15 protein-coding genes and 1 pseudogene are annotated in these 15,838 nt (G+C 73.1%); 6 read left to right on the top strand and 10 right to left on the bottom strand.

The window, feature by feature from the left end:
• From ACIRBX_RS27685 to ACIRBX_RS27665, 5 genes are read right to left on the bottom strand one after another with little or no spacing between them, the layout of a single operon-like run.
• On the bottom strand, positions 1–705 hold the full coding sequence (locus ACIRBX_RS27685; RefSeq protein ID WP_402300579.1) for an HAD family hydrolase: 705 nt from the start codon (positions 703–705) through the stop codon (positions 1–3).
• A gap of 23 nt (positions 706–728) precedes the next feature.
• Positions 729–1,805 carry an ABC transporter ATP-binding protein gene (locus tag ACIRBX_RS27680; RefSeq protein WP_402300577.1) on the bottom strand — a complete coding sequence of 359 codons (1,077 nt, stop codon included), beginning with the start codon at positions 1,803–1,805 and terminating at the stop codon, positions 729–731.
• A 22-nt stretch (positions 1,806–1,827) separates the two neighbouring features.
• Positions 1,828–2,643 (bottom strand): ABC transporter permease, encoded by an 816-nt coding sequence (locus ACIRBX_RS27675; RefSeq protein ID WP_402300798.1) that lies wholly within the window; start codon positions 2,641–2,643, stop codon positions 1,828–1,830.
• Positions 2,644–2,657: 14 nt separating this feature from the next.
• Positions 2,658–3,614 carry an ABC transporter permease gene (locus ACIRBX_RS27670; RefSeq protein ID WP_402300574.1) on the bottom strand — a complete coding sequence of 319 codons (957 nt, stop codon included), beginning with the start codon at positions 3,612–3,614 and terminating at the stop codon, positions 2,658–2,660.
• 8 nt (positions 3,615–3,622) lie between these two features.
• The gene (locus tag ACIRBX_RS27665) at positions 3,623–4,798 is read right to left on the bottom strand and encodes an ABC transporter substrate-binding protein (RefSeq protein WP_402300572.1); all 1,176 of its coding nucleotides are present in this window, start codon (positions 4,796–4,798) and stop codon (positions 3,623–3,625) included.
• Between the two features lie 266 nt (positions 4,799–5,064).
• Here ACIRBX_RS27665 and ACIRBX_RS27660 point away from each other — a divergent pair, with 266 nt between their 5' ends.
• Together ACIRBX_RS27660 and ACIRBX_RS27655 are read left to right on the top strand one after the other, a co-directional pair.
• Complete coding sequence (locus ACIRBX_RS27660) at positions 5,065–5,832, top strand: GntR family transcriptional regulator (protein ID WP_402300571.1); 768 nt, start codon at positions 5,065–5,067, stop codon at positions 5,830–5,832.
• A 271-nt stretch (positions 5,833–6,103) separates the two neighbouring features.
• The gene (locus tag ACIRBX_RS27655; protein ID WP_402300795.1) at positions 6,104–6,931 is read left to right on the top strand and encodes an inositol monophosphatase family protein; all 828 of its coding nucleotides are present in this window, start codon (positions 6,104–6,106) and stop codon (positions 6,929–6,931) included.
• A 229-nt stretch (positions 6,932–7,160) separates the two neighbouring features.
• Here the strand turns inward: ACIRBX_RS27655 and ACIRBX_RS27650 are convergent, their stop codons facing one another.
• The 5 genes and pseudogenes from ACIRBX_RS27650 to ACIRBX_RS27630 all read right to left on the bottom strand — a co-directional run bounded on the left by ACIRBX_RS27650 (position 7,161) and on the right by ACIRBX_RS27630 (position 11,592).
• Complete coding sequence (locus tag ACIRBX_RS27650; protein WP_402300793.1) at positions 7,161–7,610, bottom strand: HD domain-containing protein; 450 nt, start codon at positions 7,608–7,610, stop codon at positions 7,161–7,163.
• A gap of 147 nt (positions 7,611–7,757) precedes the next feature.
• Positions 7,758–8,789: pseudogene (locus ACIRBX_RS27645) on the bottom strand (TauD/TfdA family dioxygenase); the annotation flags it as partial.
• A gap of 108 nt (positions 8,790–8,897) precedes the next feature.
• Positions 8,898–9,905, bottom strand: a complete 1,008-nt coding sequence (locus ACIRBX_RS27640; RefSeq protein ID WP_402300569.1) for a zinc metalloprotease — start codon at positions 9,903–9,905, stop codon at positions 8,898–8,900.
• Positions 9,906–10,115: 210 nt separating this feature from the next.
• On the bottom strand, positions 10,116–10,265 hold the full coding sequence (locus tag ACIRBX_RS27635) for a hypothetical protein (RefSeq protein WP_402300568.1): 150 nt from the start codon (positions 10,263–10,265) through the stop codon (positions 10,116–10,118).
• 226 nt (positions 10,266–10,491) lie between these two features.
• Positions 10,492–11,592 carry a pyridoxal-phosphate-dependent aminotransferase family protein gene (locus ACIRBX_RS27630; RefSeq protein WP_402300566.1) on the bottom strand — a complete coding sequence of 367 codons (1,101 nt, stop codon included), beginning with the start codon at positions 11,590–11,592 and terminating at the stop codon, positions 10,492–10,494.
• Positions 11,593–11,681: 89 nt separating this feature from the next.
• On the opposite strand from ACIRBX_RS27630, the gene ACIRBX_RS27625 reads away from it, so the two are divergent.
• From ACIRBX_RS27625 to glnII, 4 genes are all read left to right on the top strand, one after another.
• A complete protein-coding gene (locus ACIRBX_RS27625; protein ID WP_402300565.1) occupies positions 11,682–12,770 on the top strand; it encodes an amidohydrolase family protein in 1,089 nt (362 codons plus the stop codon).
• A 30-nt stretch (positions 12,771–12,800) separates the two neighbouring features.
• Positions 12,801–13,478 carry a uracil-DNA glycosylase gene (locus ACIRBX_RS27620; RefSeq protein WP_402300564.1) on the top strand — a complete coding sequence of 226 codons (678 nt, stop codon included), beginning with the start codon at positions 12,801–12,803 and terminating at the stop codon, positions 13,476–13,478.
• Between the two features lie 141 nt (positions 13,479–13,619).
• The gene (locus tag ACIRBX_RS27615; protein ID WP_402300562.1) at positions 13,620–14,567 is read left to right on the top strand and encodes an SCO1860 family LAETG-anchored protein; all 948 of its coding nucleotides are present in this window, start codon (positions 13,620–13,622) and stop codon (positions 14,565–14,567) included.
• Between the two features lie 185 nt (positions 14,568–14,752).
• Entirely contained in the window at positions 14,753–15,775 is a 1,023-nt protein-coding gene (gene glnII, locus ACIRBX_RS27610; RefSeq protein WP_402300791.1) for a glutamine synthetase, read from the top strand.
• Positions 15,776–15,838 lie beyond the last annotated feature (63 nt).

The raw sequence follows: 15,838 nt of genomic DNA, 5'->3' as shown, positions 1-15,838 counted from the left end.
TCAGCGGGCGCCGGTGGCGGTGAGCGAGGCCAGCAGCGGCAGGTCCGCGTGCACCAGGCTGTCCAGCACGGTGACCCGCTCGCGGGCCTCGATCGGCACTGCCGAGGGGACGGCCAGCACCGCGCAGCCCGCCGCGTGGGCGGAGGCCACGCCGGTCGGGGTGTCCTCGACGGCGACGCAGGCGGCCGGGGCCAGGCCGAGGCGGGCGGCGGCGGCCAGGTACGGGTCCGGGGCGGGCTTGGTGCGCGGGGTGTCCTCGGCGGCCAGCACGGTGCGGAACCACTCGGTGCCCAGGGTGGCCAGCACCAGGTCGATCACCCGGCGCGGCGAGGCCGAGACCAGGGCCATCGGGACCTCGGCGGCCCGCAGCCGGCCGAGCAGGGCGAGCGCGCCGGGGCGGGGCACCACCTCGGCGGCCACCCGGGAGGCGAACGCCTCGTCCAGCCGGGCCGTCAGTTCGGCCTCGGTGCTCCGCCCGGGCGCGGTGCGGTGCAGGTGGGCGGCGGTGTGCTCGACGGCCTGGCCGAGCACCTCCGGCAGGTCGGCCTCGGTGAGGGTGAGCCCGACCTCGGCGGCGCACTCGACGGCGGCGTGCCACCAGAGTTCCTCGGTGTCGACCAGGGTGCCGTCCATGTCGAACAGCACGGCGGCGGGTACGGGACTCCCCTCGGGGGACGGTGGATCGGCAGGGGTGGATGCAGGCATGGCGGTACCTTCGGCAGGACGGATCAGGCGGTGCGGCGGTCGACCAGCACCGGGCGGTCGGGCAGCGTGACGTCGGCACTGCCGCCGATCGGGAGGGCCGAGGCGGCCTCCGTGGGCAGGTCGGCCTTGATCTCGGTGCCGTCGGACAACCGTACGGTGATCCGGGTCGCACTGCCGAGGAAGGACGCACCCACCACGACGGCCGCGCCGGTCTTCGAGGCGGTCAGGCCGACGTTCTCCGGCCGGACCAGGACGTCGAGTTCGCCGTCGGCGGGCAGCTCGCCGTCGACCGGGAAGGTCCGGCCGAGCAGCTCCACGGAGGAGCCCGAGCGGGTGCACGGGATGCGGCTCATGGTGCCGACGAACTCGGCGACGAAGGCGGTGGCCGGACGGGCGTACAGCTCGGCGGGCGCCGCGCACTGCTCCAGCTTCCCGGCCCGCAGCACGGCGACCCGGTCGGCCATCGAGAGCGCCTCCTCCTGGTCGTGCGTGACGAACAGCGTGGTGATGCCCAACTCCTGCTGCAGGCGCCGGATCTCGTCCCGGAGGTTGAGCCGGACCTTGGCGTCCAGCGCGGAGAGCGGCTCGTCCAGCAGCAGCACCCGCGGCTGCAGGGCCAGCGCCCGGGCCAGCGCGATGCGCTGCTGCTGGCCGCCGGAGAGCTGGTGCGGGTAGCGGCCGGCGTGCTGCGGCAGGCCGACCAGCTCCAGCAACTCCTGGGCGCGGTTGCGGCGTTCGGCCTTGCCGGTGCCGCGCATCCGCAGGCCGAAGGCGACGTTGTCGGCCGCCGTCAGGTGCGGGAAGAGGCTGTAGGACTGGAACACCATGCCGGCGTCCCGGCGGTGGGCCGGCACCTCGGTGATGTCCTGGCCGTCCACCAGCACCTGGCCCGAGTCGTGGGTCTCGAAGCCGGCCAGGATGCGCAGCGCGGTGGTCTTGCCGCAGCCCGAGGGGCCGAGCAGGGCGAGCAGCTCGCCCGGGTTGATGGTGAGGTCCAGGCCGTCCAGCGCCGTGGTGGGGCCGAAGGCCCGGCGCAGGCCGCGGAACTCGACGGTGGCGCCGGTGGTGACGGCGTCGGTCGTGATGGTGGCGGTGCTCATGGGGGTGGTCTCCAACGTGGTGTCAGGAGGCGGCGGCGGTCTTGGCCCGGCGCTCGCGGCCCGCCGAGGCGAGCAGGAGCAGCAGGACCCAGGTGATCAGCAGGCTCAGGACCGAGACCGCGACCGACATCTGGCCCTGGCTGTTGCCGACGGTGTAGATCCACACCGCGAAGGGCTGGTAGCCGAGGATGGACGAGGCGGTGAACTCGCCCAGCACCAGGGCCAGGGTGAGGAAGGAGGCGTTCAGCAGCGCCCCGCGCAGGTTCGGCAGCACGACCGTGACCACGGCGCGCGGCCAGCTCGCCCCGCAGTTGCGGGCCGCCTCGACCAGGGTGCGCACGTCCACCGCGCGCAGGCCGGCGTCGAGTGCGCGGTAGGCCAGCGGCAGCGACATCAGCACGTACGCGATGACCAGCACCAGCGGGAAGTCCGGGTCCTGGATGAAGACGAAGGTCTGGAAGAACGGCGTCTCCATCAGGTAGTCCGGGCCCCAGCGCAGCACGCCGATCAGACCGGCGGTCAGCGCGACCGGCGGCACCACCAGCGGGAGGGTGCAGACCACTTCGAGCACCGGCCGCAGCTTCGGCGAGCCCAGCCGGACCGCGATCAGCGCGGGCACCAGCAGGAGCAGCAGCACCACCACGGTGACGGCGGCCAGCTCCAGGGTGAGCACCAGGCTCTTGGTGAAGCCCGGGGCGCTCAACAGGCCGGTGTAGGCGGCGAAGTCGATGCCGTGGTTGGTGTCGACGGAGAACCAGACCGAGGCGGCCATCGGCACCAGGAAGTACACGCCGGCCAGCAGCAGCACCAGGCCGCGCCAGACCCGCAGACGGCCCAGTACGTTCTTCGGGGTCAGCTGAGCCACTTCGCACTCCGACGCTGGAGGGGCAGGTAGACGGCCATCACCAGGACGGCGACCAGGATCATGTCCAGGCTGAGCGCCAGCGCCAGGTTGCCCTGGCCGACCAGCACGTTCCCGGACAGCGCGTCCGCGATCGAGCGGCTGATCAGCGGCACGGTGGCGCCGACCATCGCGGCGGCGGTGGCGTACGCGGCGAAGGCGCTGCCGAAGAGCAGCACGAAGCCGCCCAGCAGCGAGGGGAACAGGATCGGCAGCGCGACGTGCCGCCAGTACTGGTACGAGGTGGCGCGGTTGTTCTGCGCGGCCTCCCGCCACTGCACCCGCAGGCCGTCCAGCGCCGGGGTGATGGTGAGCACCATCAGCGGCACCAGGAAGTACAGGTACACGATGGTCAGACCGGTGAACGAGTAGAGCGACCAGCCGTGTTCGGTCAGGTCGAACAGCTCGGTGAGCTCGCCCGCGTTGCCCAGGGTGGCGACGAAGGCGAAGGCCAGCGGCAGGCCGCCGAAGTTGGCCAGCACGCCGGAGGCGGTGAGCACCGCCTCGCGCAGCATCCGGAACCGGGAGGTGACGATCGCCTGGGCGATCGGCAGGCCGATCAGGGTGCCCAGCAGGGCGGTCAGCGCGGAGAGCTTGAGGCTGCTCCACAGGGCGGTCCAGTAGGCGCCCTGGACCGAGTCGGTGAGGTTGGCGGTGGTGAACGCCCCCGCACCGGTCTCGGCGTCGCTGGAGGTGGTGAAGGCGCCGCTGACGATCGCCACGGCCGGCAGGCCGAAGGAGACCAGGAAGAACAGCAGCAGTGGCACGGTGGCCAGCCAGCTGCCGCCGAACCGGCGGAAGCGGGCAACACGCTTGCGGGGGGCGGGGGTTGTGGCGGTGAGGACCCCCACGCCGCCACCGGTCTCGGTGGCGGCGGGGGTCGGCACCGGGGTGGGAGCCGTGGTCATGTCGGTGATCAGCCCGCGATCGCCTTGGTCCAGTTCTCGGTCAGCACCTTCTTGGCCGCCGTGATCTGGTCCTGGGTCGGGAAGGTGGTGAAGGGCTTCTCGACGACCGGCAGCTTGGCAGCGGCGGCGGTGTCGAGGGTGCCGTCCTTCTTCATGGCCTCGAACGCGGCCGGGGTGGCGTAGCCGCCCATGAAGAGGTTCTGGCCCTCCACGCTGAACAGGTACTCCTGCCACAGGCGGGCGGCGGCCGGGTGCGGCGCCCACTTGTTGACGCCCTGGTTGTAGTACTGGGCGTAGGAGCCGTCGACCGGGATGGAGACCTGCCAGTCGATGCCCTTCGGCTTGAACTGGTCGGTGTAGCCCGCGTTCAGGTACGACCAGTCGATCGAGATCGGGGTCTCGCCCTTCTCGATGGTGGCCGGGGTGGACTCGACCGGGTTGAAGTTGCCGGCCTGCTTCAGCTTGCCGAAGAAGTCGATGCCGGGCTGGATGTTGTCCAGCGAACCGCCGTTGGCCAGCGCGGCGGCGTAGAGCCCGCCGAAGGCCGAACCGGACTTGGTCGGGTTGCCGTTCAGCGCGACCTTGCCCTTGTACTCCGGCTTCAGCAGGTCGGCGAAGGTCTTCGGGCAGACCTCGACCTTCTTGGCGTCGCAGCCGATCGAGACGTAGCCGCCGTAGTCGTTCACCGCGGCGCCGTTGGCGTCCTTCATGGTGGCCGGGATCTTCTCGAAGCCGGCCGTCTTGTACGGGGCGAGCAGGCCGTCCTTGACCGCCTGGAGCGCGAAGGCGCTGCCCAGGTCGACCACGTCGGGGGCGCGGTCCTGGCCCTTGCGGGAGGTGATCGCGTTGATCTCGTCCTGGCTGGAGCCGTCCGGGTTCTCCTCCTCGATCTCGATGCCGTACTTGGCCTTGAAACCGTCGAGGATCTTGCCGTAGTTCGCCCAGTCCCGGGGGAGCGTGATGACGTGCAGCTTCCCCTCCTTCTTGGCGGCGGCGACCAGGGCGTCCATGCCGCCGAAGTCGGCCGCCGAGGTGGCGTCCTTGGCCTCCTTGGTGGCACCGCCCTTGGCAGCGGTGTCACCGGACTTGGCGGACGAGCCGGCCGAGCCGCAGGCGGTCAGGGAGAGCGCGGCGGCGGTGAGCACGGCCGCGAGGGCGGCGGCACGGTTGCGGTGCACGATCACGGGTGGATCTCCTGAGGAAGGGGAGTTCACGAGGGGAAGGAGGGGGCGGAGCTGACGCTGCGCCAAGTTGGCCAGCCAACTTGGCTGCCGGGGTAAGTACGCCCGAGTACGGTGACGGGAAGGTGAACGGATGGCCCAGTACAGGGGGCGGCTGCGGGAACGGTCGCGACCGCCCGATGCGGGGTGATCCACAGCGGCTACAGTCGGCTACGTCCGGACGCGGTCAAGCGGTCCAGGACCCAACGCGGGGAAGGACTTTGAGGCACGTGGCACTCGACCAGGACAGCACCGCCGGCTCGCTCTACCGCAAGGTGGCCGCCGACCTGCGGGAGGCGATCACCTCCGGCTCGTACGGCGACGCCGGCCGGCTGCCCGCCGAGGGCGCCCTGGCCGAGCAGTACGGCGTCTCGCGCGGCACCGTCCGGCAGGCCCTCGCCGTGCTGCGCGCCGACGGCCTGGTCACCTCCCGCCGGGGCACCCGCCGGGTGGTGCTCGGCACCGCCCGGGTGCAGAGCTTCTCCGAACTCCTCTCCTTCACCCACTGGGCCCGCTCGATGGGGGAGGAGCCCGGCGGCCGGCTGGAGTCCTTCACCCGGCGGCCCGCCGACGCGGCGGAGCGCGAGCAGCTCCGGTTGGAGCCCGGCTCCGAGGTGTACGTGACGCTCCGGCTGCGCACCCTCTCCGGCACGCCGGTGATGGTCGAGCGGACGGTCTACCCGCCCCGGGTCGGCGAGTTGGTCGCCCAGCTGCCGCCGGACGTGGTCTCCCACACCGAGCCGCTGCGCGAGCACGGCATCCTCTTCACCGACGCCGACCACACCATCGACGTGGTCGCCGCCAACGCGGACGACGCCCGGCTGCTCGGCTGCCGCCGGGGCTCGCCGCTGCTCCGCGAGAAGCGCCGCACCACCGACCCGACCGGCACCCCGGTGGAGTGGTCCCAGGACCGCTACCTGCCGGGCACGGTGGCCTTCAGCATCCACAACTCGCTGGCCTCGTCGGCGCTCTCCCGGCACACCCGGCAGAACGACTGAGCGGCGCCGGCCCGGCGCGCGAGGTCCGGTGGGGCATGCGCCCGGGGGTGCGGCAGCACGTGCCACCGGCTGACGGCGGCTCAGGTGCCGGTGGGCCGTCGGCTGTCCTCGCACCCACGCGCGGAGCCGCACCTCGGCAGAGCCCCGCGTCCCCGGGTGCTCGCCCCGGCGCCCGCTCCTGCGGTGGGTCCGACCCTGGCCCGGTGCGGGCCCGAGCGGTTGCCCGCAGTTCGTCCGCCGGCCGCCCTCCGTGTGGTCTGATGGCCCGGTGATCGACGAACGCTCTCTCGATGCCCTGCTCCCCCTGGTCGAGGAGGCGGTCCGGGAGGCCGCCGCCACCGAGATCATGCCCCGCTTCCGGCACCTCGCCCCCGAGGAGGTGGACGAGAAGAAGGGTCCGTACGACCTGGTCACCGCCGCCGACCGGAAGGCCGAGGAGTACCTGACCGGGGCACTGACCGCGATCCTGCCCGGCTCGGCGGTGGTCGGCGAGGAGGGCGTGCACGCCGATCCGTCGCGGTACGCCGCGCTGGCCGGCGACGCCCCGGTGTGGATCGTCGACCCGGTGGACGGCACCCGCCCGTTCGTCCACGGGCAGACCGGCTTCTGCACCCTGGTGGCGCTGGCCCATCGGGGCGAGATCCTCGCCTCCTGGACCTACGCCCCCGCGCTGGAGCAGCTCGCCACCGCCGTGCGCGGCGGCGGCGCCTGGCAGGACGGCGAGCGGCTGCGCACCCGGACCGCCTCGCCGGACGGGGAGTTGGAGGTCTCCTCCTCGCACCACGAGTACACCAGCCCGGAGCGCCGCCGGGCGCTGCTCGGGCTGCGGGTGCCCGGGGTGCGGCTCCGGGGGTCGGCCGGGTCCGCGGGGCTGGAGTACCTGGCGCTGGCCCGGGGCGAGTTCGACGCCACCGCCTACGACTGGGAGAACGCCTGGGACCATGCGGCCGGGCTCCTGCTGGTCACCGAGGCGGGCGGCGCCCAGACCACCGTGACCGGCGAACCGTTCCGCCTGGCGGGCGGGAACGCGCTGCCGTTCACGGCAGCCCGGGACGCGGCCACCGCCGAGCGGATCCGCCGCCTGCTCGCCGGGGGCTGACGGCAGCCGGCCGGCCGGGGAGCAGGCCGGCTCGCTCCGGCCTCCCCGGCGGTCTTCCCGGTCCGACCGGCCGCCTCCGTCTCCCCGGCCCGCTCCGGCCGCCCGGGGCCTGACGGCCACCTGCCTCCCGGCCCGGGAGCGTCCCGGCCTGCTCCGGTTCCGCCGGTCCGCCCTGGGGCCCCGGGCTCCTCTCCGTCCGCTCGGGCCCCCGGCTCCCCTTGACGCCGGGTCAGCCCATCAGTCGGGCCAGCAGCGGTCGGAAGTGCTCGAACGGCGGGGTGGCGGCGTCGGCGTGCTTGGCCTCCTCGTCCCAGCGCCGCACCGTCACGGCGTCCACCGCACCCGGTCGGGCGGCGAACGCGGCGGCCTGCTCCTCCGTCATCGGCCCGCCCTGCACCTGGAGGGTGAACTCCGAGGCGGCGGAGAGCCGTTCGCGGTAGCCGGGCTCGGCGGTGCAGAGGTAGCGCTTGGCGGCCACGTGCAGCCGGACCGGCTCGGTGACCTCGGGGCCGAACCACTGGGCCAGCCAGTCGGCGCCGGTGGAGCTGTGGCGGTTGTCCTTCCCGGCCATCAGCTCCAGCCCGGTGCCGTCGAAGTGGCCCACGTCGTGCAGCAGGGCGGCGGCCACCAGGTGGTCGGGGGCGCCGGCCGCTTCGGCCAACGCGCCCGCCTGGAGCATGTGTTCGGCCATGGTGACCTCCTCACCCAGGTACTCGGCGGCGCCCTCGCCGCCGAACAGCTCGGCGATCCGGTCCAGCGCGGCCTCCTGCCGGTGCAGCACCGCCAGCGTGGAGGCGAGCGAGTCCAGATCGGCGTAGCAGCCCTGGAGGTGGCGGGCGCCGTCCGCTTCGAAGGCCGTCCGGGCGTGCAGCAGGCGGGTGTTGTCGAAGATCAGGCAGTCGCCCGGGCCGAGCCGGAAGTCCAGCTGGAGCTCCGGCCGCAGGGTGATCGCGGCGAACCGGCGGTAGGCGGTGTAGAAGGCGTCCAGCTCCGGGGCGGAGAGCCCGCGCAGGGTGGAGATCGAGCGGTTGTTGAACCGCACCTCGCGGACCCGGCCCAGCGGGTCGGTGCCGATCAGCGGACGGTCGGCCCGCAGCTCGGTGCGGCGGTCGCGGAAGACGAACGGCACCGGGGTGCGGGTGAGCACCGCGAAGTCCGCCGGGTGCTCCGCGCGCAGCAGTGCCGCCGCCCGGAAGCCGTCCACCAGGCCGGAGTCGCCACCCTCGGCCTCGTTCCGCAGGCAGTGCAGCAGTTGCAGGGTGGGGACCGGGTCGCGGTAGGGGTTGTCGGTGTGCGGGGTGATGGCCGCGTTGGTGAAGGCCAGGTTGTTCGGGTCCGGCTCGACCCGGACGTCGAACAGCTCGCCGTAGTTGGTCTCCCGGACGTAGCCGAAGCTGCGGGCCACCTCCAGCACCTGGCGCTCCACCACCGGCACCCCGCGCAGCAGAGCGAAGCCGAACCGCCGGACCGCGCCCAGGACGGCCGCCCGCTCGGCCGGTTCGGCCAGGTAGGCGGCCCAGTCGGCCTCCGGCGGGCCGGCCGCGAAGTCGGCGGCGGCCCAGAGCGGCTTGCCGAGCTCGCTCCGCCCGTCGTCCTCCGCCCCGTCCGGCACGCCGGCCGCCTCCGCGAAGCCGGCCGGGTAGTGCGAGAGGTGGCCGTCCGACCACTCGACCTCCCGCCGTCCGTGCTCCTCCTCGGACTCCCGGCGGATCGTCAGCTCCTCGGGCAGCTCGCCGATCTGGAACAGCTTCTGGCCGGTGCGCGGATCGCGGCAGTCGGCGCAGGGGCAGTTGTCGCGGAGCCAGTACAGGGACGTTTCCATCTCACCCTCCGGGTCAAGTTGTACAGACAACTCTGGCCGCGTTCGGTGATCTCCGGGCGTCCGGCAGCTGGCCGTCCGGCGAACGGCGCCGGACGTGCCGGGGCCCCCGCCCGCGTGGCACGGACGGGGGCCCCGGACGGTGTGTCAGGCGCGGTAGGAGGCCCAGGCGTTGGACATCCGGGTGACCTGGCCCGGGGTGAACTGGGTCATGCAGGAGTCGTAGGTGTAGTCCATGAAGTTCTTGATCGGGTCCAGGCCCGGCTTGCTCGCGCAGGAGTCCCGGCCGGTCGGGCACTCGTACGCCGCGCTGGCCTCGGCCGGGGTGTCGCTGACCGAGTCGCCCGCGCCGTTACAGCCGCCCTGGAAGGTGTGGTAGAGCCCGAGCCAGTGGCCGACCTCGTGGGTCGCGGTGTCGCCCTCGTTGTAGTTGGTGGCCGAGCCGCCCGGCAGTGAGGCGTCCAGCATCACCACGCCGTCGTCCTTCGGGTTCGAGCTGTAGGAGCTCGGGAAGGTGGCCCAGCCCAGCAGGCTCTGACCGAGCTTGGCGGTGTAGATGTTCAGCGCGTTGGCGCCGCCCTTGCGCAGCGAGGTCTTCATCGACTTCTCGGCCGACGAGCCCGGGGTGATCCCGTTGTACCAGGCGGACTTGTCGGTGTAGTCGGTGGCGACCAGCTGGAACTTGAACGGGGTCGCGGTGTTGCCGCTGCCCTGGCCGCCGTAGGCCGCGTTCAGCACCGCGATCTGGTTGTTGATCGCCGTCGCGCTGAGCTTGCCGGTGGTCCCGGCGTGCACCACGTGGAAGTAGACCGGGATGGTGGTGGCGGCCAGCGAGCTGCTGCCCGCCAGCAGGTTCTGCCCGTTGGCACTGCTCTGCAGGTGGGAGACCCGGGCCGCCAGGTCGGCGTCCATCGCCTTGACCTGGGCCGCCGACAGCGCGTTCGGCTCGTCGACGTGGCCGGCCGCCCCCTTGGGCAGCCGCGCCGAGGCGCTCCCGCCGTCCGGGGACGTACACGCGGCGGCCTCCGGGGCGGCGGCCAGGGCCCCGAACGAACCGGGCGCGGCGAACTGACCGGCGGTCAGCAGCCCAGCCAGCGCGGCGACGCCGAGCACCCGGCTGGAGGCGTGGGAGAGGGAACGGACCGGAAGACGCATCTGCTGCTCCTGGTGACCTGTGGGGGTACGGCGGTGAGGGGCTGCCGTGCAGGAGAGGCTACGCAGACTCGACGTGAACGTGTCAGACCTCTTCCGGCCGTAAATGTTCCTGACAGGTCATCAGTTTTCCGTGGATCTTCCCAGCTCGCGAGCGGACCGCCGCCGTTCGTAACCCGACGGCAATCCGCCACCCTGTCCGAAAACCGTCGGTCAGGCCTGCCGGGCCGCCAGGAGTTCGACGGCTCCCAGGTGGAGATCGGGCCGGACGCCCGAGTGCAGGCCGGCCGGGCAGACGGTGACCAGCCGGGCCTGCGGGCCGTCCGGGGACTCGGCGTCCGGGGTCCGCCGGCCGGTGATCACCGGACTGCTGTTCTCGTCCCGCGGCTCCGGCCGGCCCGATCCGTGCGAACGCGTCGCCCCAGGCGGACGGCGGTGCGGCGAAGAGGGCGCCGGCCTCCGGCAGCCGGACCCGTGGCGTGGCCGGATCGGTGGTCGGGAGCCATGGGGGCGACCTCGGGGTTCAGGCAACACGCATCGGCGTACCGTACGTCCATGCGTGTTGCCTTGAATGCCCTCGTGGTGACGGTCAGTCAGCGATCGCCTCGGTCCAGGCCTTCTCGGCGGCCTCCAGGACGCCGTCGCCGCCCGGGGCCGCCTCGGCCAGGGCGGTGAGGACGTCGAGCACCGTCTCCAGGGAGGCGTGCGGGCCGTAGTGGTTGACCCGGAGCATGGTGGTGGCGAGGGCGCCGCCGCCGGACTGGACGGGGAGGGTGCGGCCGAGGGCGGTGGCCAGGGTGGTGGCGTCCTGGGTGGGCTGGGTGAGCAGGGTGGTGGCGACCGGGGCGGCGGCGCGGGCGTCGGTGACGTAGGGGAGCAGGGTGCCGAGGGCCAGCACGCCGGCCCGGAGGGCTGCGGCGGCGGCGCGGTGGCGGGCGATGGTGGCGGTCAGGGTGTCGGCCTCGATCCGGTCCAGGCACGCCTCCAGCGCGAGCATCTCCAACTGGGCCGGTGCGTGCGGGAGTACGGAGCGCCCGGCGTCCGTCCAGCGCTCCTTCCAGTCCAGCAGCGAGAGGTAGGAGCGGCGCGGCGCGGCCGGGTTGGCGGTGATCCGCTCCCAGGCCCGGTCGCTGACCGAGACGGCGGAGACCCCGGCCGGACCGCCCATCGCCTTCTGGCCGCCGATCACGCAGAGGTCGACGCCCCAGGCGTCGGTCTCCAGCGGTTCGGCCGCCACCGAGGCGACGGCGTCCAGCATCAGCAGCGCGCCGTGCTCGCGGACCACGTCGGCGATCTCGGCCACCGGGTTGGTGTTCCCGGTGGCCGCCTCGGCGTGCACCAGCGAGACGAAGTCGATCTCCGGGTGGGCTGCCAGCGCCTCGCCGACCTGCGCGGCCGACACCGCTCCGGTGAACGGCACCGCCAGGTCGACCACCTCGGCGCCGCAGCTGCGCAGCCAGCCGCCGAAGGTCTGCCCGTACGGACCGGTGACCACGTTCAGCGCGGTGGAGCCGGGCCGCACCGCGCTGCGGATCGCCGCCTCCAGCGGGAGCAGCGCCTCGCCCTGCGTCACGATCACGTCGGCCCGGGTGTGCAGCAGTGCCGCCACCCGGTCCTCGATCGCGGCGAACCGGGCGGCGCCGAGCGGCGGGAGGTCGAGGAAGGGGCTGACGGGGCGGTCGGAGCTCACGGGCCGGCCTTTCGGTGGAGGGCGCTTCGTGGACAGTCTGCCCCCTTCGTTCCCTCGGCAGCCCGGGTGCCCGTCGGTAGAGTGCGGTCATGAGCGATGGCGCGGTGCTGCACGTCAAGGGGCGGGTGCTGGTCGGCCCGGAGGACGTCCGGGACGAACTCTGGGTGGTGGACGGCCGGGTGACGTACCGCCGGCCCGCCGGCGAGACCCGCACCGTGCGCGGCTGGGTGCTCCCCGGCCTGGTGGACGCGCACTGCCACGTCGGCCTGGACGCGCACGGCGCGGTGGACGCGGAGACCAGCGAGCGCCAGGCGGTCACCGACCGGGACGCCGGCACCCTGCTGATCCGGGACGCCGGGTCGGCCGCCGACACCCGGTGGATCGACGACCGGGAGGATCTGCCGAGGATCATCCGGGCCGGCCGGCATATCGCCCGGACGAAGCGTTACATCCGCAACTACGCGCACGAGGTCGAGCCGGGTGACCTGGCCGCCTACGTCCGGGCCGAGGCCCGGCGCGGGGACGGCTGGGTCAAGCTGGTCGGCGACTGGATCGACCGCGAGCGCGGCGACCTGGCCGCCTGCTGGCCGGGGGACGCACTGCGGGAGGCGATCGCGGCGGCGCACCAGGAGGGCGCCCGGGTCACCGCGCACTGCTTCGCGGCCGAGTCGCTGCCGGACCTGCTGGCGGCCGGGATCGACTGCGTCGAGCACGCCACCGGCCTGACCGAGGAGTTGATCCCGGTCTTCGCCGAACGCGGCGTGGCGATCGTGCCGACGCTGGTGAACATCGCCACCTTCCCCAAGCTGGCGGCCGGCGGCGAGAGCAAGTTCCCCGCCTGGTCGGCGCACATGCGCCGGCTGCACGAGCGCCGCTACGACACGGTCGGCGCCGCACACGACGCGGGCGTCCCGATCTACGTCGGCACCGACGCGGGCGGCTCGATCCCGCACGGCCTGGTGGCCGACGAGGTGGCCGAGCTGACCAGGGCCGGGCTGACGCCGGTCGAGGCGCTCTCCGCCACCACCTGGGGCGCCCGCGCGTGGCTCGGCCGTCCCGGTCTGACCGAGGGGGCGCCGGCCGACCTGGTGGTCTACGACGCCGATCCCCGGGCGGACGTCCGGGTGCTGGCGGACCCTCAGCTGGTGGTGCTGCGCGGGCGGATCGTGCGCCGATGACCGTCCGCCCGTACGGATAGGCTGGGCCGTATGGGTGCACGTCCGTTGAACGAGATCGTCGAACCTGGCTGGGCCAGGGCGTTGGAGCCGGTGGCCGGCCGGGTGGCCGAGATGGGGGGATTCCTGCGCGGCGAGCTGGCCGCCGGGCGGACCTACCTGCCGGCCGGGCCGGACGTGCTGCGGGCGTTCCAACAGCCCTTCGACGCCGTCCGGGTGCTGATCGTCGGTCAGGACCCGTACCCCACGCCGGGCCACGCGGTGGGGCTGAGCTTCTCGGTGGCGCCGCACGTGCGGCCGATCCCGGGCAGCCTGATCAACATCTACCAGGAGTACGGCCGCGACCTGGGCTTCCCGCCGCCGGCCAACGGCGACCTGACCCCGTGGACCCAGCAGGGCGTGCTGCTGCTCAACCGCGCGCTCACCACCGCTCCCGGCAAGCCCGCCGCGCACCGGGGCAAGGGGTGGGAGGAGGTCACCGAGCAGGCCATCCGTGCGCTGGTCGCCCGGGGCGGCCCGCTGGTCGCCATCCTCTGGGGCCGCGACGCCCGCAACCTCCGCCCGCTGCTGGGCACCGTCCCCGCCGTCGAGTCGGCCCACCCCAGCCCGATGTCCGCCGACCGCGGCTTCTTCGGCTCCCGCCCGTTCAGCCGGGCCAATCAGATGCTCGCCGAGCAGGGCGCTGCCCCGGTCGACTGGCGCCTCCCGTAGGAGCACCGCGGGCGCATTCCGGGTAGACAACCCGATCGAGTGAACTGACCGACAGTGTTACTGATGTGACGGATTGTTCGGACCAGACTGGGCGGCTCGTCCAGTCCGGCCAACTCCACAGGGGTCCTGTTCGTCATGCCCGTGCACAGCACCGTTCTCCGCGCCGCCGCCGCCACCGCCCTCGTCGTCGCCCTGGCGACACCCGCCCGCGCCGCCGAGCCGTCCGTCGGCAAGGCCTCCGCCGTCACGGCCGAACTCGACCTGGACGTGAGCGTGTTGGGCCGCACGGCCGCCGTGCCGGTGGACATCTCGCTGAACAAGGTGCAGGCCCCGGCCAGCAAGGACGGGTCGGTGCTCACCACCACCGTCGCGGGGGTGGACCAGGGGCGGCCGGTCGAACTGGTCCGGGCCGAGGTCGGCCGCTCCACCACCCGGGCGGATGCGGACGGCGCCTCCGCCCGGGTGCAGCTGACCAAGGCCGACCTGGGGGCGCCCGGCCTGGTCGGGGCGCCGCTGCTGGTGGTCGAGGCGCTCACCGCCGAGGTCACCTGCCCGGTCGACGGGCCGCCCACCGCGAAGGTGGACTCCCCGGCGAAGCTGACGGTGCTGGGCAAGCCGGTCACCCTCTCGGTGAGCGGCCCGACCCGGGTGAACCTGGACGGCGTCGGCACGGTGGAGGTCGGCTTCTCCAAGCGCACCACCACGACCAGCACCGCCGCGGCCTCCGCGCTGGAGGTGCAACTGGACCTCAATCCGCTCCAGTTGAACGTCGCCAAGGTCACCGGGAAGATCACCGTCGCCTCGGTCAGCTGCGAGAAGCCCGCCCCGCGCCCGTCCGCGAGCCCGACCCCGGTGGCCTCGCCGACCCCCGCTGCCTCGCCGAGCCCCGAACCGAGCAAGGCGAACCGTGCCGTCCCCGCCGTGGCCAATCCGACCCCGAGCCCGAGCAAGGCAGCCGCCGAGCAGCTCGCCTCCACCGGCAGCAGTGGCACCGGCGTCCTGCTCGGTGCGGCCGGCGCCCTGCTGGTGGTCGGCCTCGGCGCCCTGCGGCTGACCCGGCGCCGGAGGGCCCACGCCAGGAAGCGCTGAATGCGCCCTTCTGACGGATTCGACCCCTCTGAGCGGCCCACATTCCGGACCTGACACTCTCGGACGGTGCCGGTGCCGCTGCGGACGGTTGGTTCACATGGGCGTTACATAGGAGGAACAACCGGGAAACGGCGGCTTGCGACGCTACGCGGGCACCCACCACCCAAGCAGTGAGGTTCACCGCAATGGCGATCAAGGCCGAGTACATCTGGATCGACGGCACCAAGCCGACCGCGAAGCTCCGTTCCAAGACTCGCGTCCTGCCGAACGCGGACAAGATCCCCACCTGGGGCTTCGACGGTTCCTCGACCAACCAGGCCGAGGGTCACGCCTCGGACCGCGTGCTCGACCCGGTGAAGGTCGTCAAGGACCCGATCCGCGGCGGTGACAACATCCTGGTGCTCTGCGAGGTGCTGGAGACCAACGGCACCGCCCACGAGTCCAACACCCGCGCCGCGCTGCGCGAGGCCGCCGAGAAGTACGCGGCCCAGGAGTCCATCTTCGGCATCGAGCAGGAGTACACCTTCTTCAAGGGCTCCCGCCCGCTCGGCTTCCCGGAGGGCGGCTTCCCGGCCCCGCAGGGCGGCTACTACTGCGGCGTCGGCGCCGAGGAGGTCTTCGGCCGCGAGATCGTCGAGCTGCACCTCGACCGCTGCCTGGACGCCGGCCTGGCGATCTGCGGCATCAACGCCGAGGTCATGCCCGGCCAGTGGGAGTTCCAGATCGGCCCCGTCGACGCGCTGACCGTCTCGGACGACATGTGGATCGCCCGCTACCTGCTCTACCGCACCGCCGAGGAGTTCGGCATCGACGCCACCCTGGACGCCAAGCCGGCCCGTGGTGACTGGAACGGCGCGGGTGCCCACACCAACTTCTCCACCAAGGCGATGCGCGAGGGCTACGACGCCATCATCACCGCCTGCGAGTCGCTCGGCGCCTCCCAGGAGATCGTCCTGGAGCACGTGAACCAGTACGGCGACGACATCCAGTCCCGCCTGACCGGCAAGCACGAGACCGCCCCGTGGAACGTGTACTCCTACGGCGTCTCCGACCGTGGCGCCTCGGTCCGCATCCCGTGGCAGGTCGAGGTCGACCAGAAGGGCTACATCGAGGACCGTCGCCCGAACGCGAACGTCGACCCGTACGTGGTGACCCGCCTCCTGATCAACACCTGCTGCGCCGCCCTGGAGAAGGCCGGCCAGGTCTGATCCGGTCGCGCCGCCCCGCGGTGCACGGCTGACGAAACGTCACCGCAGGCCCGCCCGCCCCGT

It is taken from the genome of Kitasatospora sp. NPDC096147, assembly GCF_044763225.1.
Lineage (GTDB): Bacteria > Actinomycetota > Actinomycetes > Streptomycetales > Streptomycetaceae > Kitasatospora.
The sequence above is the reverse complement of the archived record's forward strand: the minus strand, read 5'-3'. Positions and strand labels throughout refer to the sequence as shown.

Bases quoted from the DNA above. Each gene is read 5' to 3' on its own strand.
- ACIRBX_RS27680 (WP_402300577.1), bottom strand. From the start codon at position 1,805: ATGAGCACCGCCACCATCACGACCGACGCCGTCACCACCGGCGCCACC.
- ACIRBX_RS27670 (WP_402300574.1), bottom strand. From the start codon at position 3,614: ATGACCACGGCTCCCACCCCGGTGCCGACCCCCGCCGCCACCGAGACC.
- ACIRBX_RS27625 (WP_402300565.1), top strand. From the start codon at position 11,682: ATGAGCGATGGCGCGGTGCTGCACGTCAAGGGGCGGGTGCTGGTCGGC.
- ACIRBX_RS27620 (WP_402300564.1), top strand. From the start codon at position 12,801: ATGGGTGCACGTCCGTTGAACGAGATCGTCGAACCTGGCTGGGCCAGG.
- glnII (WP_402300791.1), top strand. From the start codon at position 14,753: ATGGCGATCAAGGCCGAGTACATCTGGATCGACGGCACCAAGCCGACC.
- ACIRBX_RS27685 (WP_402300579.1), bottom strand. From the start codon at position 705: ATGCCTGCATCCACCCCTGCCGATCCACCGTCCCCCGAGGGGAGTCCC.
- ACIRBX_RS27650 (WP_402300793.1), bottom strand. From the start codon at position 7,610: ATGCTCCAGGCGGGCGCGTTGGCCGAAGCGGCCGGCGCCCCCGACCAC.
- ACIRBX_RS27640 (WP_402300569.1), bottom strand. From the start codon at position 9,905: ATGCGTCTTCCGGTCCGTTCCCTCTCCCACGCCTCCAGCCGGGTGCTC.